At 30.7% G+C, this 23433-nt stretch carries 20 protein-coding genes and 2 pseudogenes; 18 read left to right on the top strand and 4 right to left on the bottom strand.

Features of this window, described 5'->3' with window-relative positions:
- Window positions 1–63 precede the first annotated feature (63 nt).
- Window positions 64–2037 (bottom strand): methyl-accepting chemotaxis protein, encoded by a 1974-nt coding sequence (locus TMEL_RS03935; RefSeq protein ID WP_012056973.1) that lies wholly within the window; start codon window positions 2035–2037, stop codon window positions 64–66.
- A gap of 288 nt (window positions 2038–2325) precedes the next feature.
- Between TMEL_RS03935 and TMEL_RS03930 the strand changes: the two genes are divergently transcribed.
- The 12 genes from TMEL_RS03930 to TMEL_RS03875 all read left to right on the top strand — a co-directional run bounded on the left by TMEL_RS03930 (window position 2326) and on the right by TMEL_RS03875 (window position 12227).
- Complete coding sequence (locus TMEL_RS03930; protein ID WP_012056972.1) at window positions 2326–2859, top strand: hypothetical protein; 534 nt, start codon at window positions 2326–2328, stop codon at window positions 2857–2859.
- Window positions 2860–2880: 21 nt separating this feature from the next.
- Complete coding sequence (locus TMEL_RS03925; RefSeq protein WP_012056971.1) at window positions 2881–3960, top strand: glucose-1-phosphate thymidylyltransferase; 1080 nt, start codon at window positions 2881–2883, stop codon at window positions 3958–3960.
- Window positions 3957–4787 (top strand): HAD family hydrolase, encoded by an 831-nt coding sequence (locus TMEL_RS03920; protein WP_231109767.1) that lies wholly within the window; start codon window positions 3957–3959, stop codon window positions 4785–4787. The genes TMEL_RS03925 and TMEL_RS03920 overlap by 4 nt, the downstream gene beginning before the upstream one ends.
- 4 nt (window positions 4788–4791) lie before the next feature.
- On the top strand, window positions 4792–5460 hold the full coding sequence (locus TMEL_RS03915; protein WP_238375230.1) for a tetratricopeptide repeat protein: 669 nt from the start codon (window positions 4792–4794) through the stop codon (window positions 5458–5460).
- Window positions 5445–6704, top strand: coding sequence for a histidine--tRNA ligase (hisS, locus tag TMEL_RS03910; protein WP_012056968.1), 1260 nt, complete (start codon window positions 5445–5447; stop codon window positions 6702–6704). Before TMEL_RS03915 ends, hisS begins: the two co-directional genes overlap by 16 nt.
- On the top strand, window positions 6701–6985 hold the full coding sequence (locus TMEL_RS03905; protein ID WP_012056967.1) for a hypothetical protein: 285 nt from the start codon (window positions 6701–6703) through the stop codon (window positions 6983–6985). Before hisS ends, TMEL_RS03905 begins: the two co-directional genes overlap by 4 nt.
- Before the next feature lie 47 nt (window positions 6986–7032).
- Window positions 7033–7566, top strand: a complete 534-nt coding sequence (locus TMEL_RS03900; RefSeq protein ID WP_012056966.1) for a transcriptional regulator — start codon at window positions 7033–7035, stop codon at window positions 7564–7566.
- On the top strand, window positions 7566–8210 hold the full coding sequence (locus tag TMEL_RS03895; RefSeq protein ID WP_041425973.1) for a hypothetical protein: 645 nt from the start codon (window positions 7566–7568) through the stop codon (window positions 8208–8210). Before TMEL_RS03900 ends, TMEL_RS03895 begins: the two co-directional genes overlap by 1 nt.
- Complete coding sequence (locus TMEL_RS03890; RefSeq protein WP_012056964.1) at window positions 8185–8928, top strand: ABC transporter ATP-binding protein; 744 nt, start codon at window positions 8185–8187, stop codon at window positions 8926–8928. The genes TMEL_RS03895 and TMEL_RS03890 overlap by 26 nt, the downstream gene beginning before the upstream one ends.
- A gap of 12 nt (window positions 8929–8940) precedes the next feature.
- Window positions 8941–10428 (top strand): hypothetical protein, encoded by a 1488-nt coding sequence (locus TMEL_RS03885; RefSeq protein WP_012056963.1) that lies wholly within the window; start codon window positions 8941–8943, stop codon window positions 10426–10428.
- 9 nt (window positions 10429–10437) lie between these two features.
- Complete coding sequence (locus TMEL_RS03880; protein ID WP_012056962.1) at window positions 10438–10908, top strand: peroxiredoxin; 471 nt, start codon at window positions 10438–10440, stop codon at window positions 10906–10908.
- 248 nt (window positions 10909–11156) lie between these two features.
- Entirely contained in the window at window positions 11157–12227 is a 1071-nt protein-coding gene (locus TMEL_RS03875; RefSeq protein WP_012056961.1) for a hypothetical protein, read from the top strand.
- Window positions 12228–12404: 177 nt separating this feature from the next.
- Here the strand turns inward: TMEL_RS03875 and TMEL_RS03870 are convergent, their stop codons facing one another.
- The 3 genes and pseudogenes from TMEL_RS03870 to TMEL_RS10505 all read right to left on the bottom strand — a co-directional run bounded on the left by TMEL_RS03870 (window position 12405) and on the right by TMEL_RS10505 (window position 16080).
- Window positions 12405–14852 (bottom strand): alpha-amylase family glycosyl hydrolase, encoded by a 2448-nt coding sequence (locus TMEL_RS03870; RefSeq protein WP_012056960.1) that lies wholly within the window; start codon window positions 14850–14852, stop codon window positions 12405–12407.
- A 99-nt stretch (window positions 14853–14951) separates the two neighbouring features.
- Window positions 14952–15368: pseudogene (locus TMEL_RS10510) on the bottom strand (MATE family efflux transporter); the annotation flags it as partial.
- Window positions 15369–15542: 174 nt separating this feature from the next.
- Window positions 15543–16080 (bottom strand): annotated as a pseudogene (locus TMEL_RS10505) (MATE family efflux transporter).
- A gap of 422 nt (window positions 16081–16502) precedes the next feature.
- Between TMEL_RS10505 and TMEL_RS03860 the strand changes: the two are divergent.
- The 6 genes from TMEL_RS03860 to TMEL_RS03835 are packed head-to-tail and all read left to right on the top strand — an operon-like array spanning window position 16503 to window position 23429.
- Complete coding sequence (locus TMEL_RS03860) at window positions 16503–17645, top strand: amino acid kinase family protein (protein ID WP_012056959.1); 1143 nt, start codon at window positions 16503–16505, stop codon at window positions 17643–17645.
- Entirely contained in the window at window positions 17642–18946 is a 1305-nt protein-coding gene (locus TMEL_RS03855) for a homocysteine biosynthesis protein (RefSeq protein ID WP_012056958.1), read from the top strand. The genes TMEL_RS03860 and TMEL_RS03855 overlap by 4 nt, the downstream gene beginning before the upstream one ends.
- Complete coding sequence (locus TMEL_RS03850) at window positions 18943–19641, top strand: UPF0280 family protein (RefSeq protein ID WP_041425969.1); 699 nt, start codon at window positions 18943–18945, stop codon at window positions 19639–19641. The genes TMEL_RS03855 and TMEL_RS03850 overlap by 4 nt, the downstream gene beginning before the upstream one ends.
- A 1-nt stretch (window position 19642) precedes the next feature.
- Window positions 19643–20560, top strand: a complete 918-nt coding sequence (locus TMEL_RS03845) for a methylenetetrahydrofolate reductase (protein ID WP_012056956.1) — start codon at window positions 19643–19645, stop codon at window positions 20558–20560.
- Window positions 20561–20568: 8 nt separating this feature from the next.
- On the top strand, window positions 20569–21105 hold the full coding sequence (locus TMEL_RS03840; RefSeq protein WP_012056955.1) for a methionine synthase: 537 nt from the start codon (window positions 20569–20571) through the stop codon (window positions 21103–21105).
- Window positions 21099–23429, top strand: coding sequence for a homocysteine S-methyltransferase family protein (locus TMEL_RS03835; RefSeq protein WP_231109777.1), 2331 nt, complete (start codon window positions 21099–21101; stop codon window positions 23427–23429). The genes TMEL_RS03840 and TMEL_RS03835 overlap by 7 nt, the downstream gene beginning before the upstream one ends.
- Window positions 23430–23433 lie beyond the last annotated feature (4 nt).

Raw genomic sequence — 23433 nt, 5'->3', positions numbered from 1 at the left:
AAAAAAATAAAGCCCCAATCGGGGCTTTGTAACTTTATTTTTAAAAGAAATTCTTTTTGTTATTTAAAATTTAAATTTATTAACTTTCTCATCTAATTTTTCTGCTATCATGGAAAGCACGTTACTTTCGTTTTTTACGTTTTCGATAAGCTCAAATTGTTCATGAGTTATTTTAGTTGTTTCTTCAACAACGTTTGAAACTTCTGAAATTTCCTGGGTAGCAGCTTCTATTGCGCTACTTATTTCTTGAGTGGATGCACTTTGTTCTTGCGCACTTGATGCCAAAGAATCTATCATCTCAGATATGTTTTCAATCTGTTTTAATATACCAATAATTGCTTTTTGAGCATTTTCTGCTTTTTCTTTTGTGTTTATTATTTCCTGAACAGTTTCATTTGTAGCGCTAGAAGCTTTCAGGGAGGAATCTTTTATTGAAACTAGTATTTCGTTTATTTTTTGAGTTGCATTTTTACTTTCTTCTGCAAGTTTTCTAATTTCATCAGCAACTACCGCAAAACCTTTTCCTGCTTCCCCTGCTCTTGCCGCTTCAATTGCTGCGTTAAGAGCTAATAAATTTGTCTGTTCTGCTATGGAATTTATGGTTTCAACTATTTCTTCTATGTTTTGAGCTTTTGTTGATAGAGAGTTGACAATTTCATTTGTAAGATCTGCTTTTTGTTTAGTTGAATCTATTACTCTTACTATCATGTTAATGGCATTTTCTCCTTCTTTTGCATCAGCACTTACAACCGAAGCACTTTCTGATAGCTTTTGTGCGGCATCAGATACTGTTTGAGCAGATGAAGCGATTTCTTCAATGCTACTTGTTATCTCTTGCATTGTGGCGGATATATTTTGCATTGAAGAGTTAGATTTATTCATTTCATTATTTACTTTTTTTCCAAGATTATCTAAAATCTCAGAATCTGAGAATAATTTTTTTGCTGATTCAGTTACGGTATCAGCGGAATCTTTAATTTCAATTAGTGCGCTTTTTAGTTCATTTGCCATTTTGTTTAGAGCATTTCCTATTGCAGATATCTCATCTTTTCCTTTTGTTTTGAAAGTTACTTTTAGATTTCCTTCACCAAAAATTAGTACTTTTTCAGATAGTGTTTTTATATTTTTGGAAATATAATTTGAAACAGAAAAAATTGCTACAAAAGATATTATGATTATCACAGTAAAGGAAATTAATATTGCATTTGAAATAAAGTATACTCCTGCCAGAACTTCTTTTTTTGGGACTATTATAGCAAGAGACCAACCTGGAGAACCTTTTATTGGTGAGTAGAAGATATATTTTTCTACGTTGTTTGGATCTACAATTTCGGAATATCCTGTTTCTCCTATTATCATTTTTTCTCCTGCGTCTTTTAGTTCCTTAAATCCGTCTGTTTCCAATATATTTAGTTTTAAAACATATTCTTCGTTTGGATGTGCTATTGTTAACCCCTTTGAGTTAATAATTGCTGCGTAACCTGTTTGTCCTATTTTTAATTCTTCAATTTTTTTGGAAAGTGCTTTTAGATAAATAGCAGCACCTAAAAGCCCTATTGTTTTTCCATCTTTTTTTATTGCACTTGCAATTACAAAGACAGGTTTTCCAGAAGCCTTTGAAAATACAGGATCGTTTATTACAATATCTTCTCCTGCCTTTATCTTTTTAAAGTATTCTCTATCACTGATGTTTCCCTTTACTCCGCTTGTTGCAAGAAAATTGCCGTTTAAGTCTGCTACAAAGAAATCATCAACATCTTGAAATCTATTAAGTTGACTTTTTAAAAAAGATATAGCATTATTATCAAGTGATTTTATTTCTGGAAGTTGTGACATATTTTTAACAAAATCTATGAACCTGTTAAAGTATTCAAAGAACGTATCGTTTGAACATTCCAATATGCTGTTGGAAAAATCTATTGATAAACTAGTTACTTCCCTTGTAGATATGTTAAATATCACTATTCCCATTATTAATAAAAGTATAACTATAGGCACAGAAATATATACCATCATTTTTAACTTTATACTTTTCATGTAAATCACCTCCTAATTAATAAAAGTATGGTATTTAGTTAATCTATATTTAATTTTACTACCTAAATATTAAAATAAAATAACTTTATAGTTAATTTTATGTGTTGTTAAAAATAAAAAATACATCAAGTATTTTTTATAATATTCTATATAATTTGTACAAAAATAATTTATATCTTATTAATCAAAAAAGTAATAAAAAGATATTTGTAGTAAACTGTTTAAAATTTTTGGAAAATATTTAGTTGTATTTTTGAAACAAATTTTTTTGGTGATATAATAAACAATATGAAAATAGAACGTGAAAAAAAGTATATATTGGATGAACATTTGTTTGAGAAATTGATTAAAAAAAGTGTGTATAAAGTTGGAGTTGTCCAGTGGTATATGGACAACTGTAGGTTTATAAAAAGAGAGAATTGTAGATTGAGGTATACCATAGATGAAAATGGAAATGAAAAATGGGTTGTTGCGTTTAAATCAAAGCTTTTTGGTGATTTTCAAAGGATAGAAGAAGAATATGACTTGGAAATAAAGGATATAAGCTTTTTGAAGTATTATCCCGTTGTTGCAAAGATAAGGTATTTTTTAATGTTTTCTCCAGCAGAAGTTTCCATAGATGAATTTATACCTCTTGATTTTTCAATAAAGGTTAAATACCTTGCCGAGATAGAAACAGATGAAAATTTTGAAAAATATGAAGAGATTTTTAATTTGAAAAAGCCTGTGGAAGATTTTGAAGAATATACAAATTTTAGCATGGCAAAGGTGAGTAAATTACGGCCAGATGAGATAATAAAAAAAGTGAAGACTATGATATAATCAATGCGGAGGTGGAATAAAATGAAAGCGATAATATTATGCGCGGGAAAAGGAACTAGGCTTAGACCTCTAACCTTTACAATTGCAAAACATCTTATTCCCATTGCCAATAAACCGGTGATATATTACAGTTTAGAAAAAATAAAGGGTGTAGGTATAGATGAAGTAGGTATTGTGGTAAATAACGAGAATATAAATGATTTTAAAAATTTTTTGGGTAATGGTGAAAGGTTTGGTTTAAAGATAGAGTATATACTACAAAATGAACCAAAAGGATTGGCTCATGCAGTTTCCATGGCGAGAGACTTTATAGGGAACGATGATTTTTTGATGTATCTCGGTGATAATTTAATACTAGATGATATTTCGCAGTTTGTAACTGAATTTAGAAATGACGAAAAGTTAAAGGCATCTATATTACTTTCTCCTGTTAAAGATCCTTCTAGGTTTGGAATAGCGATTGTAAATGAAGGAAAGATCGTAAAAGTGGTTGAGAAACCAAAAGATCCCATTTCTAATCTTGCAATTATAGGGCTTTATCTCTTTAGAAATACCATTTTTGAAGGTATAGACAATATTAAACCTTCTTGGAGAGGAGAATTAGAAATAACAGATGCTATAGGATATTTAATAGAAAAGGATTACAAAGTAAAAGGTTATATAGTTTATGGATGGTGGAAAGATACGGGTAAACCGGAAGATTTAATTGAAGCAAATAGAAAGATTTTAGATGATAGCCATTTTAAAATAGAAGTAAATGGAGTAATTGATTCTCTTTCTGAGATACAGGGAAGGGTATATGTTGGGGAAAATACCGAAGTAATCAATTCTATTATTAGGGGGCCAGTTGTAATTGGAAATAATTGTGTTATAAAAGATTCTTACATTGGACCGTACACCTCTGTTGGTGATGGAGTATTAATAGAAAGCTGTGAATTAGAAAATAGCATTTTAATGGATCGTGTTAAGTTGATAAATTTACCTTATCCAATTGATTCTTCTTTAATTGGAAAAAATGTACAGATAGTAAATAGCGAGCGAAAACCTAAAGCAATGAAATTTGTAATTGGTGACATGGGAAAAGTAGAAATAGTGAGGTGAAAGCTTTGATAAAACTTATTTTAACAGATTTAGATGGGACATTGTTAAATGATGAAAAACACATTCCAGAAAGAAATAAAATTGCTTTGAAAAAGGCAATGGACAAGGGAATCCATGTAAGTATAGCCACAGGTAGAAATTATTATTCGGCAAAAAAATATGTAGAAGAACTTGGGTTGGATGTACCTGTTGTTTTCCAAAATGGTGCATTTATATACATGCCATTTGAAAACAAAATTTTGTATGAAACTCCGTTACATTCAGATATAGCAAAACAGTTGATAGATTTTGCAAGAGATGAAGGTTTAGATTATATTTTATTTTCGGACTTTTTTGATGAAAAGGATATGTACATGGACAAAGAACACCAAGGAGGATATGTAAAATATTTGCAGCAAAATAGTTGGAGAATAAATAAAGTAGATGATGTTAAAAAGTACATACTTGAAGATACCGTAGCAGAAGTGGTGTTAATGGGAAAAGAGGACAAAATTTTAAAGGTTGTTGAGATTTTAAGAAGAAAATATCAGGGAAAATTTAGCGTGGTTAAAAATAATGTTATTGATGGATGGGCTTTCTTTGAGTTTTTTGGAAAAGGTGCATCTAAAGAGGATGCTTTGAGATTTTTACTTGACTATTTTGGTGTTTCTGAAAATGAAACGATGTTTTTGGGAGATAGTTACAACGATATAGGAATTATGAAATTAGTAGGATTTCCAGTTGCTATGGAGAATGCGTTTGAAGAAGTAAAGAAAGTAGCAAAGTTTGTGACACTTTCTAACAACGATGGGGGAGTAGGTTTTGCGGTGGAAAAGTTTGTGCTTTAGCATATTGCTATCGCTAACAGTTTTTTCGTATACTATGTATGATCTTCAACTAGCAGTTGGAGAGAGAAATCAGGAAAAAGTGTTAAATATTCTAAATGCAATAGATTATGAAGCAGTTTCTTTGGAATTTAAATGTGAGATTATACTTGCGTACACGGATTTGTACTTTTGGGGAAAAGGAAATGTGGATAAATATCAAGATATTGCAAGAGAGTATATTGACGATTTGTTAGATGATAATCCCACTTATTGGAAGGTATATTATACAGCTTCTTTAGTATATGGTCATTATGTACAGAGAAATTATCTTTTAGCACTGTTTTATTATGGAAAAATATTCGACTTTGCTAAAAAGGCTGTTGAATACGGGCAAGATGAGTATCTTGCCCATCTTTTGTATGGTATATTAAATCTTGAAACTCCTTTTGGAGACATTGCAAAAGCAAAGGTGCATCTGTTGAAAGCTTTAGATTTAAATCCAGAGCATGTGTATACCTATGTTGAACTTGGAAAATATTACGAGAAGATAAAAGATTTTCAAATGGCAAAGAAGATGTATAAAAAAGCTTTAGAAGTGGATGGATTACCTATTTGGAAAGCTATAAATATAGAAGGGAAAAATGAGGCAAGGAAAAGGTTGGCGGAGGTGGAAAAGAAGTGTACAAAAAGATAAAAGGTACGGATGATATTTATGGGGAGGATATGAAGTATTGGTATTTTATAGAAAATACAGCAAGAGAAATAACAAGATTATACGGTTACTCTGAAATTAGAACGCCTATTTTTGAACAAACGGAACTCTTTGTAAGAAGTGTAGGTGAAGAAACGGATATTGTGCAAAAAGAGATGTATACGTTCAAAGATAAAGGTGATAGAAGTATAACACTTAGACCAGAGGGAACGGCTCCGACCATACGGGCTTTTATTGAAAACTCCATGGTTGCAACAGGGCTTCCAAAGAGACTATTTTACATTGGCCCTATGTTCAGATATGAAAGACCACAAGCGGGAAGACAAAGACAATTTCACCAATTTGGTATAGAATTGATTGGTTCTTCTTCCTCTCTTGCTGATGCAGAAGCAATAGTAGTTGCAGATAGATTTTTAAAGAGCTTGGGATTAGTTGATTACACAATAAAAATAAATTCGATAGGTTGTGAAAAATGCCGTGCTGAATACAAAAAGAAATTGAAAGAGTATTATTCGGATAAGTTAGATAAGGTATGTGATGATTGTAAGAGAAGGTATAATACAAATATTCTACGTTTACTTGATTGCAAAGTTGACGTTGAATATGTAAAAGATGCACCAAAGATAACGGATTATTTGTGTGATAATTGTAAAAAACATTATGAAGAGACAAAGAATATTTTAGATAAATTGGATATAAATTACGAGGAAGACCCATTATTAGTAAGAGGTCTTGATTATTACAATGGAATAGTTTTCGAGATTCACCATGGAAAACTTGGAGCACAGAGTGCAATAGGAGGCGGTGGTAGATACGACAACCTTATTAAGGAGTTAGGTGGGCAGCAAACACCGTCGTTAGGTTTTGCAATGGGGATAGAAAGGTTAATAATTGCAGTAAAAAAAGAAGGGATACCAGTTGAAGAAATCAAAAATAATGAAGTTTTTGTTGCACACCTTGGTGAAAGTGCAAGAATTGAAGCAATAAAGATATCAGAGGAGTTGAGGGATAATGGTATATCTGTTGTCTTTAATACCATGGAGCGAGGTTTAAGTGCACAACTTAAACATGCATCAAGGTTAAATTGTAGATTGTGTTTAATTGTTGGTGAAAATGAGTTGGAAAGAAACGTGGTTATTTTAAGAAATATGAAAACAGGCGAACAAATTGAAATAGAAAGGGATTATATAGTTGGAACCACAAGGGAATGGATTGATGAGCAATGAATTATGTTGAGGCAGTTATAGCTATGGTTGTAACAATTATAGCTATATCTGCCGTTTTTTTTACCATAGAAGAACAAAAAACACTTTATAATAAAATTTTAATTTCCGAAATTTCAAAACTTCAAGCCGAAAACCTCCTTTGGCAAAATCCTTCCTTTATTTCTACCCCTGTTTATTTAATTCAAAATAACGAAAAGGTGGAAAAAAATATCAATGTGGTTAAGTTTAATATTGATGATGTAGAGGTTACGGTATATTTTTTGGAAAATGTTGATTTTTAATTTCATTTGTTATATAATTTCAATGGAATTGAAAAAAGGTGGTAGGTATGTACGAGATACTGAAAATAATTTCTTCACCACAGCTCTTTGAGGTTTTGAATTTTTTGAGAAACAACCCTAATAAAAATCCAAGTTCTATAGCAAGAGCTCTAGGATTTCATACCTTTACCGTACAAAGGTATTTGGAAGTTCTCGAAAGATTTGGTATAGTAAAGGCAAAGGTTGAAAAAAAGGTTGGGAGACCTTCTAAGAAATATACATATGTTGGCGGGAATATCACCATCGATTTTGACGATATTTTGAGTATGTTTGATTTAAAAAATAAAAAGGTGAGAGAAAAAAAGAAAAGCTTAAGGTACAGTTATGATTTAAAAGGGGAAAAAATTAACGGAGTAGTAGATATTGAGAGAATAACAAAGTTATCTGATATGGAAGGAAAAGTTTTGTTTTTAATTCCCCCTTTTGATAGTGAGGGGATACAAGTTGAGAAGATAATAGAAAAAGTGAAATTTTCAGAATTCGATATACTTTCATCGTTAAAAAAGTTAATATCTCTGGAAATAATCGAGGTGGTTGAATGATGGAAAAAATTTTGAGTTTATTAATTTTTTTAGTGATGTTTTTTATTTTAAGGTATGTTGTTATGAAATTTTTGGGATATAGAAAAAGTAAGTTGATTGATAGTGATAATCTTTTAAGATTTTTCTTATTGTTTTTTGTCCTTTTTTCCACGGTATTTTTAAATGTTGATATGTATATTTTATATATTTTAATTTCAATTGCGTTCATTTTTAATGTTTATAGCTTTCTTACATATAAGATTTCCCTTTTTGATTTTATTTTGAATGTGACAATATACACATGTTTTGTTTTTCCAAATTATATATGGTTGGCATTGATTCCCATCTTTTACAAGCTTTTTAGGGCAAAAAAAGTACCTGTATACAACTGGATTCATGTGTCTAATAAAGCAGAAGAAGTGGCAAAAAGCTGTAGAAAAGGGGAGTATATAAAAAGGCCTTTGGTGATATTAGGAGATTTTAACGATAATATTGTGATTAATGGAAAAGGGATAATTGTAAATGTAAAAAAAGATAAAGCAATTTTTAGGATTTCAAAGAGTACACATGAGCTTTTGGGAACACCAAATTTGTATGAATTTTGTGAAAAAATGTCTAAAATAATTAGGAGGTGGTTGTATGATAAAAGCGGAAAAGTTAACTAAAAAATTTGGAGATTTTGTAGCGGTAGACGATATAGATCTATATGTGGAAAAGGGGAAGATTTTTGGTTTTTTAGGGCCAAATGGAGCGGGAAAGACAACTACGATCCGTATGCTTACAGGTTCTTTAAAACCCACAAGTGGAAAGGTAGAAATCTTGGGACTTGATATGAAAAAACATGAGATAGAGATAAAAAGAAGGATAGGTGTTGTTCCAGATGAGCCGAGGATATACGATCATCTAAAGGGATTTGAATACTTGGAGTTTATTATGGATGTTTATAGAATCAATAATGAAGAAACAAGAAAAAGAATAGATGAGTTATGTCAGGCATTTGGTGTGAATTACCTTGACAAACAAGTATCGGATATGTCGCATGGAATGAAACAAAAGTTGATGTTAATTAGTGTTCTAATGAGAAAACCAGAGGTTATCTTTTTAGATGAGCCTACAGTAGGTCTTGATGCAAAAAGCGCAAAAATTTTAAAGGAACTTTTGAGAAAGTATGCAGAACAGGATATTACCATATTTTTGACAACGCATATACTTGAAATTGCAGAAAAGATGTGTAATGAAATTGCTATTATTAACGAAGGTAAAATAATAGTACAAGGAAATATGGAAACATTAAGAAAAGGTGAGAATAAATCATTGGAAGACCTATTCTTAGAATTAACTGCGCAAGAAAAAGATATAAAAAATATTGTAGATTCGTTGTAATGGGGGGATAATATGAGAAACTTTGCGATTTTGATTAAGTATCTAAGCAATCCTTATAACACAAGAAGCAAAAAATCAACTGTAAAAGGTAACTTTTTCCGTCAAATATTGCAATATATAATAGGATCAGTTCCTTTGGGATTGATTGTATATTTTTTTACAATAGATTTGTTTGAAAAGATATACAATGTAGATCCGTTGGTTGCAAGATATATGTATCTTATGTGGTCTTCTATGCTTTCGTTGTTTTTTGTTATAGGTTTTATAGGTCTTGGAATGTATTCTCTTTCAAGAAACGAAGAAGTAGAACTTTTACTTACAATGCCAATATCAAGAACAGTGATAAGTGCATATCAAATTTTTTCCGCAACAATTTCTCAAATCTATACCCTTTCGTTTTTTATCTTTATTTCACTTGCGTATTTTGTTTCTACGAATCAAAATGTTTTGTTAGGTATTTTGAAAATAGTGTTACACATTTGGTTTTTAATAAGTTTCTCTTCAGTTATTGCCGTACTTATTGGAGGAAGAACATCTAAGTCTTTTACAAAAAGGTTTTATACTATTGTTCTTTTACTATCCGTGTTTTTCTATTTCTTTATAATTGCAATGACTGATGTAGATGTTTCCGAAATGGAGAATCTGGTTAAGATGTTCATTTTTTCCACAAAGGATTATAATTTTCTTGCATGGAGTTTAATTTCAAACAAGACGTTGGGGTATTCTTTGATTTCTAGTATTTTCCTGTCGATTTTGTTTTTGGTTATATCTAAAAAAGTTGGTTTTGAACCTGTCCAGGTGAAAAGAAAAGAAAGGTATCAAATAGCTGGAACAGGGTCAATTTTAAAGGCGCTTTTCAAAAAGGATTTGAAGGCAGCTATAAGGTATGAACAATTTTTGTATTTTATTTTATATCCTTTGGGATTTGGTATCTTTATGATGTTTATAAATAATCAAGGTGTTTCTCCAATCTTTTACACTATACCTATCTTTACATTCTATGTTGCTTTTGAAACTGGTATATTAACCATTTCGGAAGTTTCAAAAATTGAGGTTGTTTCCACATATCCAATAACTTTTAAAAAGCTTATGATGCCAAAACTATTAATACCTGTTGGTTTAAATTTTTTGCTTCTTTTACTTGTCTTTGTAATTTCTTTGTTTTTCAATGCGGTTAGTATTTTTTTAGTTTTATCAATGATTTTTTCTTTACTTTTGTTTTTAATGAGTAGTGTGTTAGGAGCGTATTATGCGATAAAATCTCCTAATGTGAAATCTAATAACACAAATAGAGTGTTTTCCATTTCCGCTACATTTATAATAGAAGGGATAACTATGGGCCTTGCTTTTGGAATTATAATGCCGTTATCTTTTATAATTGAGAGAGGGAATTCTCCATGGTGGGTTTACCTTATATTTGTAGGTTCGCTGGTGACAAGCTTTTTGATATTTGTTATGTATTTCAGAAAGCTTGTTAAGATTATTTATAGTAAATTGTGAGGTGATAGTATGAAATATTTTAAATACAACATAGGTGATAGTTTTGATTTTGAGTTTACTAATTTGGAAGGTGAAAAAGTTAAAATCCCAAAAGGAAAATGGGTGGTACTGTATTTTTATCCTAAAGATAATACAAAAGGTTGTACAACAGAAGCAGTGGAATTTTCCGAGCTTTTAGACGAGTTTGAAAAATTAGGAGCAGTAGTGATAGGTGTAAGTTCAGATAGTATAGAAAGTCATAAAAAGTTTATAGCTAAACATAATTTGAGGGTGAATTTGTTTAGTGACGAAAATAAAAAAGTTTTGGAAAAGTTAGGGATTTGGCAGTTGAAAAAAATGTATGGAAGGGAATATTATGGCATAGTTAGAACGACAGTTTTAATAAATCCTGATGGAAAGATAGCGTATGTGTGGGAAAAAGTTAAAGCCAAGGGCCATGCAAAAGAAGTATTAGAAAAATTAAAAGAGATGATAGATTAATGTGCGCAAAGGCGCACATTTTTTTTAAATTTTAATATATAATTTAAGCTAACAAAATATTATCAAAATGTTAATTTATATATTTTTAATATAAATCCTATTTTTATTAATTGCTTTATATTACAAACAATTTACATATTTTTATTTCGTCTGGTATAAAAATAAATAAAAATGTAAAAATTAAGAAATTATAATATATAATTATTATTGTATTACTTATTTTATTTTTATATAAGAAGGGGGTAAAGATGAGAAAGTATTTTTATTTATTAGTGGCCGCTCTTTTATTGTTAGGTTTCTTTCTATTTTCCTGTGCAAAGATTAATGGGGTAAATAAAGAAGAAGCTTTAACAGAAGAAAGAATATCAGACAACGTAATTGTTTTAGACGAGGAAATATCAAAAGGTACGGTTTTAAGTGTTGAAAAAGGAGTACTAACATTTACTTATGATGATTTTTCAAGTAGTTTAAAAGAAGGAATGGTTTTAGTTGCGGGAGAAACTTCTTTAACACCTTATGGATTTATAGGAAAAGTTAAAAAGGTAGAAAGGTTTGATACGAAAATAGTTGTATATACATCTATTGCAAAAATTGAAGAAATTTTTGCAAATGTGGAAATAGAAAAAACTTTAGATTTAAATCCAAAAAATATTAAAGAGATAAAGGTATATGATGGGGTAATGTTGAAAGATACTCCAAAACCAGATTTTGTTACTTCACCAATTATATTTAACAAGAACTTTGAATATGTAATAGATATAGATAAAAATCCTTTGACAACTTATGATAGGATAACGTTAAGTGGTGATTTAACCTTTTCAGCAAAAGGTGAAATTGATATAAAGATAGGTTGGTTTAAACTGAAATATTTGAAGGTTGGAATAAAAGATATAGAACAGCATGTTCAATTAAGGGCTTCAGTTAGTCCAGAGTTTAATTTGGATTTTAGTAAAAATATATCTATTCCCGTTGCTTTAGTTGAGTATAATCCAATAAAGTTTAATATTTTGGGTATTCCAATAGTTATTATTCCTAGGGTAAATATATCTGTGTTTCTAGATGGGACTGTTAATGCATATTTATCATTTGGAGTATTACAAACCTTAAAAGGTGAAGAAATGGGATTAGAATACGATGGTGAATGGAATACAATTAAAGAGGTAAAATTTCATATATCTCCACTTTCGATAGATGCGGATTACAATACAAGTGTAACTGCAGGTATGCCAATAAATCTTGGATTTACAATAAATGGTTCAGCAGGATTGGAGCTTTTCATGCTACCAAAGGTAACAGCAAATGTAGATATTCCAGATTGAAAGATTCTAGGTGGGTTAAAGATAGATGCAAAATTTGATGCATTTGGCTATTCAAAAACGTTTGAGTTATTGAATGTGTATAAAAATCTTCTCTCTGGAAAGTTTTAATGCCTCAAGAATAATTTAATAAAAAATGGCCTCGGTGGATTGCCGAAGCCATTTTTTTAATTAGTTAGTTTATTTTATAAATATATAAACTTGTCTTGGGTTAATAATGTAATTTGTATCTTTTTCTATAATCTTTTCAACTTTTTCAAAAGTAAAATCATTTAGGTTAGCATAAAAGATTTGTTTGTAATCTTTTGGAATTGTAAAATTGTTTGAATAGAATGGATCTAAGTTAAATATTACCAAAGCCTCTTGGCTAAAATAAGTTTTTTTCAAGACAATTAGGTTTTTCCAATTTTTTAATATTTCAACTGTTCCATGTGAAAGAGAGTAGTATTCCTTTTTTAAATTAAAGAGGGTTTTAAAGTAAGTTAGCAAAGAATTTTCATTTTCCTGTTCTTCAACTGATATACCATCGTATGGATCATCGTATATTGCACCATCTATATTTGCATTTCCAAATGTGATATTGTTTGATATATAGATTTCTTTTGTCCAATTCGTTTGTCCCTCTCCGCTTTGTGAGGCATACCACTGCATAGGTTCTCTAACAGGCTCATCATAAACTGGCCCATTCCATTTAAAGCCTTTTAAACCAATTTCATCACCGTAATATATAGTAGGTAGCCCTTCTAACATTACAAGTAAGCTATTAAGTAATGCAAATTGTATTGTCCCGTGATATGTATCTTTGTATTTTTCATCACACAAGACTGATATAAATCTATTTAAGTCGTGATTGTTGATAAATGGAAAATAGTTTGGTGTAATTTCTTCATAATTCACCTCTTTATACCAAGTAGATAAGAGGTTATCTTTTCCTTCAAAATTTTCTCTTATATTGAACATAAAATTAAAATCAAACACAGGCATTGGAGCAAATTTTTTTAACGTATCTATGTTACCATCATATACTTCTCCTACGATTATGGCATCTTTCTTTATTGATTTTACATACCTTGCTAATTCTTGGGAATATTTACTTGAATCTTCTATTCCATTATCCCAATCATCTCCAAAGAAATGTTTTACAGCGTCAAATCTAAAACCATCAACTCCATAATTTATCCAATAGCTTAATATTTCTTTATGTAGTTTTTTTACTTCCTCGTTATTTAAGTTAAAATCGGGCATAGATGGACTAAATATTCCAAAATAATATACCTTTTTACCTTTTGAGTTTATTTTGTAATGCCAATGTGGTTCATTTTTCTCTTCAAGGCTCATGATGTAGTAATTCCAATATTTTGAATTGGTAGTATTTTCAATCGCGTCTTTAAACCATATATTTTCATCAGAGCTGTGGTTTAAAGGTATGTCTAAAATAACCTTTATGTTATTCTCATGAGCCTTTTCCAGTAATTCTTTTAAATCTTCAATTGTTCCATATTCAGGATTTATGTTATAGTAATCAACTACATCGTAACCGTGATATGATGTAGCTTTGAATATGGGCATGAGCCATATAACGCTTATACCTAAATCTTTTAAATAATCCATTTTCTGAGTGATTCCTTTTAAATTACCTATGCCATCGTTATTGCTATCAAAAAACGATCTTACGAATAAAAGGTACATAATGTTTGAGGAGAAAATTTCATCAATAATTTTTTTTGCATCAATTTTTGTTAATCCGCTTTCTTTTCCGTCAAGTATTGCATTAACATAGTAGAAATATTTTTCTTTTAATGGATTTTTATCGATGAAATAATTATTTGTTGTAGTTCCAACGAATGATATATCAAAATCATTTGAACCTTTGTATATCCAAAAGGTTGCGGGTAGGTCGTAGTCCCAATAAAGTTTTATTCCCTCGTTGTCTAATTGTGCAGTTGTATTATTTATTTTTTCAAGATATGGGAGCACAGGCATGATAGTGATACCACTGTTGTTTATTTCAAAATTTATTTCTTTTGTTTTTGACGGTAAAATTTCTATTACCGTGTTGTAGTTTTTGTTAATATTATCATTTAGGGTTGCATCTATGGTTATTTCCCATACACCAGGATAGACTTCTTTTTCTATATATGTTTTATTTTCTTCAATAAATGTATTTACAGGAGAAGCAGGTAGCGTTCCTGTAATTTTTGATTGAGTTATTGTATTTCCATCAGAAGATAGGGTTATAACTAATTTTCCATTTGTAAAGCGCGTATATATTGTGATGTTGTTTTCGCCGTATGATAGTAACGCTTCTTTTTCGCCGTAAAGTATTAGATTATCTTTTTCATATGCATCAATTCTAATTGTATATTTCCCAGGAATAATTTCACCAAGGTTGATGTGAAAATTTGTAGTAATGTCTTTCTCAAATATTAGTTTTTTTTCTTGGAGTATCTTTAATTTATATCTTTCTATTTGTATGTTTTCTTCGAAACTTTGAACTTTGAATGTTTTAGAACTATCCAGTTTTTCAATGTCTCCATAAAGTGAAATGTTTAATATAACTGGTGATGTTTTTACACAAGAAGAAAAAATTAGTAATATTACCAAAAATAACAAAATACCCTTCTTCAAAATATTCCCCTCCTTTTGGTATCGTTTCCAAAATATTATATCAAAAACAAATAAATTTTTGAACTTTTTAATTATATTCCTTCAACTATTCTTAATTTTTTAATGGTTATTCTTCCTCAAAGGAAAGTAATCATTAATTTTCCAGCAAACCCTTAAAAGTCCAAAGTTAAATAGGGAAATATATATCCAGGAAAACAAAAGTTGCATTATTATTGTTCGCATTATTGTTACTGTTAGACTTTTGAGCACATGTCCTATACCTTGAAACATAGACGATGTGAACATTCCAAATGGTACACCAGGTAAAAATAAACTCATAATTTTTAATGCAACTATTATATCGTTATATATTAAAGAGCCATCTTTAGAGTATGAAAATATCTTTGCTATTTGAGGTGTAAATATGAATATTCCAAGTAAAACAAATATACTAATGGTCGAGCCAAAGTTTATTGAATATAAATGTGCTTGAGATAATTTTTTACCATTTCTTTGTCCATATGCTGCACCTGTTACGGTGGTTACCGCTTAATGTAATTGTAACAAAGTTTATTATCCTCCACGAACTTGTAAATATCGCAATTCCCAAATCTCCTCCCGCTTTTACCGCAAAAATGTTTAAGATAAATATAGCAACGGACATAACAGCTTGTGACAAAGAAGATAAAATACCAACTTTTAAAATATTTTTTAAATTTTTGAATCATATTTAAAATCTTTAAATGTTATTTTTAGGTATGTGTTTCTTTTTATAAACATCCAGTAAACTATAAACAGGGTAGATATACTAAAAGAAACAACAGTTGCAATTGCCGCACCTTTAATACCTAATTTAAATGTATTATATATAAATATTGGATCTAATACCATGTTTAGAAAGGAACCTATTGCAATTGCAAGCATAGCTTTTTTTGCATTTAATATTTCGTTGGCTACTTTGTTAAACATTAAAAAAGGAGAAAAAATTAACAATATATATGCATAGTCTAAAGCTAATTTTAATGTTTCGCTACTTGTACCAGTAGAGAGTAATATGGGTTTAATTGTGATTAGAAATATAATTACAGATAAAATGTCTAATACAATAATAATACAGAAATAATAGCAGCTGTATCTGCTCCTTTTTTGTTTTTTCTCCAATTTTTCTGGAAATTTCTGAACTTGTCCCCACTCCAAGTCCTGAAGATAAAGCGATGATTATCATGAATATGGGAAAAAATAAACCTATTGCTGCTAATGCATTTGAACCTAATCCTGCAACCCATATTCCATCTACTAAATTGTTTGTACTAACATCGTTAAAATCATAGGCAAAGATAGTTTTTTAATTGCTATTCTTGGAACTCCTTCTTTGCACTTTTTTGTTTAATTATACTTTACATTAATGAGGTTTTTCAAAGTTCTCTTGACAATTTTTTTATTTTTGTTAAAATATAAAAAAACTTACTGTGAGGGAGAGTTATGGAAAGGAAAAAAGTTGAAGGTGTAAATATTGATCATATCAATATAGTTAACATGATGATAATGCGCGGCATGTGGCTACACTGGCCGCAGCCTTTTGTTATGGAAATTTAGTAATTATTAGCTAGACAAACAAGCGGCCAGTGTGTACAACACTGGCCGTTTTTTTATTTTAAGGAGGTGAAAGCATTGAAGATACTTAAACTTGGCGGTTCTATTCTAAAAAACACTTTTTCTTTTGTACCTAAACTTTTAGATGAGAAAAAACTCGTAATAGTTGTATCAGCTCCATTTGGGTTAACAGATGAACTTTTGAAAAATGATATTAACGATGTATTTTTGGGAAATATGTATGAAAAAATTAGTGGGTTTTTGGGGGGGGATTCAGATGAATTAAGAAAAAGAGTTTATGAAATCAGAGGAGAAGAAAATATTGAGAAAATCATTTCTCATGGTGAAAGATGTACCTCTTTGGCGTTAAAAATTTTTCTTGAAAGAAAAGGTTTTAACGCAGAAGAAAGGCTTCCTGAGAACATAGGATTAACTTTAAATATGGAAGAACAGATTGATCTTAGTGTTAGTTTAAAAGATTCTTTTAATGAAGAAAAAATTTACATAGTTCCGGGGTTTTATGCAATGTATAATGGAGAGGTAAAAACATTGGGTAGAGGTGGCAGTGATTATACCGCAACGGCATTAGCATACATGCTAGATGTAAAGGAAGTAATACTTTATAAAGATGTAAGTTCACTTTTTTCTTGTGATCCCAAAATGGTAAAAAATTCTGTTCCAATAACAAAGATTTCATATGAAATAGCAGAAATTCTATCTTATTTTGGAGCAAAGATAATACATTCCCAAGCTATTCTTCCTGCCAAGTTGAAAAATATACCTGTAAGAATTACTGGAATAAAAGGTGGAAAGTATACTCTTATTTCAAAAGAACTTGATTTTGGAGTTTTTTCTATGAGTTTTTTGGAAAATGAGGTGTTAATAAGTGGAACTATTGAGAAGATTCCAAGAAACGTAAAGTATTTGGATGTTTTTCAAAATAAAGCAAATGTTGTGGTAGAGAGGGAAAAAATTGAGGAAATAAAGTCTTATTTTTCCGAATTTTCTGTAGTTGAAGATCTTTCCTTGCTGGTAATAGGTGGAGATATTGATATAGGAAAAAAACTATTAATATTAAACGCTCTTTACTTCCACAATCACAATTTTTTTGTGTTGAAAGATGGTAATAATTTTTTGATTTTGCTAGTTAAAAGAGAAAGATTAAAACAAATTATCCATATAATTCATAATATATTGTATACAAAGGAGGAGATTGTATGAGAACGTATGAGGAGATTAATGAAAAAATTTCGAAGGGTAAGGTAGTAGTATTAACTGCTGAAGAAGTTGTGAAGCTTTCAAAAGAAAAAGGGGTAAAGTATGTGTATGAAAATGTTGATGTGGTAACTACCGGGACTTTTTCTCCTATGTGTTCTTCTGGCGTGTTTTTTAACTTTGGACATACAACCCCTCCTATGAGGATGGAGCAGATAAAGTTAGATGGAGTATCTGCACACGGTGGGCTTGCGGCAGTCGATGGATATTTGGGTGTAACTCAAGAAAGTAGAAAAAGTGGCGGGGCATATGTTATTGAAAAGCTGATTTCCGGTAAAGATGTACTTTTACAAGCAAAAGGAAAGGGGACAGATTGTTATCCGAGAAAGGAGATAAGTGGGTATGTAAATAAGGAATTAATAAATGAGTTTTATTTTTTCAATCCACGTAATGTATATCAAAATTATTCTGCAGCGACAAATAGTTCAAATAGAACTTTGTATACATACATGGGGAAATTGCTCCCAAATTATGGAAATGTAACTTATGCAACATCAGGAGAACTAAGTCCGCTATTAAATGATCCGAATTTAGAAACTGTAGGCATTGGAACTAGGATATTTTTTGGAGGAACAGAAGGATATATTATTTGGCAGGGAACACAGTACAATCCATCTAAAGAAATAATTCCCAAAGGTCCTTCTAGAACTTTAGCTGTTATTGGAAATGCAAAGGAAATGAGTTTGGAATATATTAGAGCGGCAAAGTTTAAAAATTATGGAATAACGATGTTTGTTGGTATTGGAATTCCCATTCCAATACTTTCTGAAGAAATAGCATATTTTGTAACCAGATCAAACGAAGAATTAATTACTACGTTGAAAGACTATGGGAAACCTGGAAAACCTACTATAAAAGAAGTAAGTTTTAAAGAGTTGAGAAGTGGTAGAATAGAAATAAACGAAAAAGTTGTGAGGACAGCACCACTAACGAGTTTAAGTGTTTCAAGAAAGATTGCAAAAAAACTGAAGGAAAAGATATTAGAAAAGAAATTTTACATAACAAAACCCGTATCATTTCTTCCAAAAGAGTCAGATTACAAGTCCTTAAAGATAAAGAAAAAATCTACGAATACAAACAATGTAAAAAAAACGTGTGTTAATTGTGGACTTTGTACGGGATATTGTGATGCACTAGTACTTGAAGATGATATAGTAAGGTTTTACAGTGAAAAGTGTGTGGATTGTGGTTTGTGCAGTGATGTGTGTCCTATCGGGATAGAACTTCCTTGGGGGTTGCTAAATTGAATAGGTATTATAGAGAGTTAATGGGACATAATTTATTTTCGTTTAGGGTAAAATATAAAGAAAGCGATATTTGGATAGGGATGGATAAAAAGATACCTGGTTTGCCAATTTTGATTTATGAGTATCTTGTGGATTTAAGAAAGAGTATAGAAGAGTATGTAGATGAAGAGTTTTTAGGTGTGCTAAAGCCATTAAAAATCAAGTGTGATGAGCCGGAAATAGTTAAAGATATGATACTTTGTTCACAAAAAGCAGGTGTTGGTCCTATGGCAGCTGTTGCTGGTGCGTTTTCGAAGTTTGTTGGACGGTTTATATTAAACACATTTTCTCCACAAAAACTTTTTGTGGAAAATGGCGGAGATTTATATGTTTTTTCTACAACTGATACAAGTGTTGGAATAGTTTCAAATACGATAAATTTGAAAATAGAACTTCCTGCTGGAGAATATGGTATTGCCACTTCATCGAGATATATAGGTCATTCAAAAAATTTTGGAAAAACAGATACGACTACTGTTGTTACACACGATGCAACTCTTTCAGACGCCTACGCAACTGCTATATCAAACAATATAAAAAACGTATACGATGCAAAAAGAATTTTAAAAAAAGAGTTTCAAGAAATACAAGATATAGTTGTAATTATAGATGGATATGTTGTTATAAAGGGTATACACAGAGTGAGGGGATGGTAAGATGAAGATATCTAAAATAAAGGATTTTTTTGTATCAGTTGAGGTGATTCCACCACTTAGAGGTCACAGTATAGATGAGATTTATAAGGTGGTTGACAAAATAGCACCTTTTAATCCAGCGTTTATAAGTGTTACAAAACATCCTGCTGAACTGGAGTATTATGAGGTAGATGGGCGGATTTTGAAACTTCCAAAAGTGAGAAGACCTGGAACAATGGGAATAGTTGCAGCATTAAAGATGCGGTACGATATAGATGTTGTTCCACATCTTACTTGTATTGGGAATAGCAAGTTTGAACTTGAAGAACTCCTTATTGACCTTGATTTTATAGGCATAGATAATGTTTTTGTTGTAAGAGGTGATAAAAAAAGGAATGTAATAAAAAAAGATGGGCAGTATGAGTATGCATATCAGCTTGTTGAGCAGATTTTTAATATGAACAAGGGAAAGTACCTATACCAAAATGCAAAAAAAACGGATTTCTGTATAGGTGTTGCAGGATATCCAGAAAAGCATTTTGAGTCTCCTAATATGACGGAAGATATAAAATATCTTAAAAGAAAGATAGAAGCCGGTGCAAAGTTTGTAATAACTCAAATGTTCTTTGATGAAAAAAAGTACATTGATTTTGTTGAAAGATTGAAAAAGGAGAATATAACAATTCCTATTATTCCTGGTATTAAGCCAATAACAAGCTATAAAAGCGCAAAAAAACTTCCCGGGACGTTTTTTATAGACATTCCAGAAAAATTACTTGAGGATTTGAGAGAGGCAAAAACAGAAAAAGAAGAATTTTTTGTAGGAATAAGGCATACCATAAAGATGATAGAAAAACTTCGTGAGTATGGTATACCTGGAATTCATATATTTACTATGAGTAAGCCAGATCCAGTATTAGAAATATTAAAGAATATATAGGTGAGAGTATGGTCTATATTCCTGAAAAGCACGAGTATATGCCATCAAAGAAGATTTTTCTTGCAAGAGCTGGTATGAGATACAAAGGTATGGAAAATGATCTAAACGAAGAAATTAACGAGATTTATTTGGAAGGTTTGAGGCTTTCTAAACCCATTGTATGGTTTGATACAATTAAAGACATTCCAAATTTCGTTCCTAAAAGTTTTAAAGGAATAAAAAAAATCACTATTTTTGTTTCCACTCTTGGTAAAGATATAGATGAAAAAATAGAGGAATACATGGAAAATGGCGAAATTTTTAAAGGTGCAATATTAGATGCCTGGGCATCTGAGGCTTTGGAAAAACTCAATGATTCTTTTGATAAAAAACTTAGGGAAAAAATGGGAAAAGGAACTATGCGTTTTTCTCCTGGCTATGGTGATGTGGATATTAGGAAAAATAAAGATATTATAAACTTCTTGAAAATAAAAGAGATTAAGGTTTTGCAAAGCGGTGTTATGATTCCAAGAAAGACAACAACATGTATGGTAGGATGGTGGTAATTTTGGAAAGAAAAGAATTTTTAGAACTGTTAAATGAAAGAATATATTTTTTGGATGGAGCATATGGTACGGAATTTTTTAAATTGGGTTTTAAGGAAGTAATTGAAACTTTAAATGTTACAAATAGTGAAATGGTTTATGCCCTTCAAAAGGCTTATGTTGATGCAGGGGTAGATTTTCTTTTAACAAACACTTTTAGTGCAAACAGGTTGAAACTAAGTTCATTAAAGGTGAAATATAATTTAAAGGATATTAATTACAATGCGGTAAAGATAGCGAAGAAGGCCAGAAAGGATAAAAAAGTTTATATACTTGGTGATATATCGTCAACGGGATACCTTATTTCACCACTTGGAGAATTAACTTTTGATGAAGCATACGAGGTGTTTAAAGAGCAAGGGGAGATACTTTTAAATTCTGGGATTGATGGGTTTATTTTGGAAACTATGTCTGATTTAAAAGAGTTAAAAGCGGCTATTTTGGCCTTGAGAGATTTGTCAAAGGATGTACCAATAATTGTTCAAATGACGTTTGATGAAGATGGAGTAGCTGTTACGGGGACAAGTGTGGAAATTTTTTCTACATTGATGAATGATTTAGATGTGGATGTTGTAGGAATAAATTGTACACTTGAGCCGGAAAAATTATTACCCGTTTTTAAGCAACTCTCAAATTATTCAAGAAAGCCTATAAGTGTAGAGCCAAATGCGGGAAAACCAAAGCTATTGAGAGATGGTAGCATAGTATATAACACATCTCCTGAAAAATTTGCATTGTATATGGAAGACTTTGTTGAATTTGGTGCAAATATAGTAGGAGGATGTTGTGGGACATCACCTGAGCATATAAGGTTGATGGTTGAATTTTTGAAAGAAAAAAAGCCTAAGAAAAGAGAGATAGTAAAAGAGGAATTTGTTTCAAGTAGAACCAAGTTAAAAAAAATGAAGCCATTCCTTATAATCGGCGAAAGAATTAATGCTGCAGGAAAGAAAAAGTTTCAACAAAAAATAAGAGAAAGAAATTACAACAAGATAGTAGAACTTGCAATTTTACAAGAAAAAGAAGGTGCCCATGTATTGGATCTAAACCTTGGAATAGAAAAATTACTTGATAAAACACATTTTAGTCAAGTTGTTAATACATTAGATAAGATAAGTTCTTTACCTCTTTCGTTGGATATACAAGAATTTGAGTTTATGGAAATGGCATTGAAAGAATATGTAGGAAGACCTATAATAAACTCTTCAACTGCAAAAAGGGAAAATTTAGATAAAGCAATTTATCTTTTAAAAAGATACGGTGGAATTTTGATTCTCTTAACCATGAAGGATAAGATACCTGAAAGTGCAAAGGAGCGATTTGATATAGCACTTGAAGCTATAAGGTATCTAGAAAAACATGATATAGAAAAAGAGCGTGTAATTGTTGATCCGTTGGTTTTGCCATTGGGGGCCAAGAAAGATCCAGCTGTTACAATAAAAACAATCGAACTTCTTTCAAAAGAGGGTATAAATACAAGTATAGGACTTTCTAATTTAAGTTTTGGTATGCCAAATAGAGAAGCTCTTAATAGTTCATTTTTGGCTCTTTGTATTGATAAGGGATTAACTGCGGCTATTTTGAATACATCTGAAAAGTGTACCATGAATGCTGTATTTGGTAGCCTTACTTTAAAAGGAGTGGATTTTGAAAAAAAAGAGATAATACGTAACGAGCCCATGATTGAAATGATACTAAACAAAAAAGAAGATGAATTAAAAAGAGAGATAGAGAAATTACTTGAAGAATATACTCCTCTTCAAATAAGTCAGGATATTCTTTCGAAGAAGATGGAGTACATTGGAGAACTGTATTCAAAAGGGGAAATATATCTCCCACAACTTATTCTCGCCGCAGAAACAGTAACTCCTATATTTGAATACCTAAATTCATTAATTGAAAGTAACGCTAGGGAAAAGTTGGGAACAGTTGTACTTGCAACGGTAGAGGGGGATGTGCATGATATAGGTAAAAGGATAGTTGGAACGGTTTTAAAAAGTTCTGGTATAAACGTTATAGATCTTGGAAAGGACGTTCCTGCAAAAGAAATTTTAAAGGCGGTTAAGGAATATAAACCTGATATAGTCGGTTTATCTGCCATGATGACAACAACTATTGGAAGAATAAAAGAGGTAAAGGATTTATTTGTCGATAATAATGTAGATATTCCTATAATTTCTGGAGGAGCATCTATGAACAAAGAAATTGCGGATAATTTTGGTGTATATTATGCCAAAAACGCATCACAAGCACTAAAGTTGGTAAAAAAAATACTTAAGAGGTGATAGG

It is taken from the genome of Thermosipho melanesiensis BI429 (assembly GCF_000016905.1).
GTDB lineage: Bacteria > Thermotogota > Thermotogae > Thermotogales > Fervidobacteriaceae > Thermosipho > Thermosipho melanesiensis.
The sequence above is the reverse complement of the archived record's forward strand: the minus strand, read 5'-3'. Positions and strand labels throughout refer to the sequence as shown.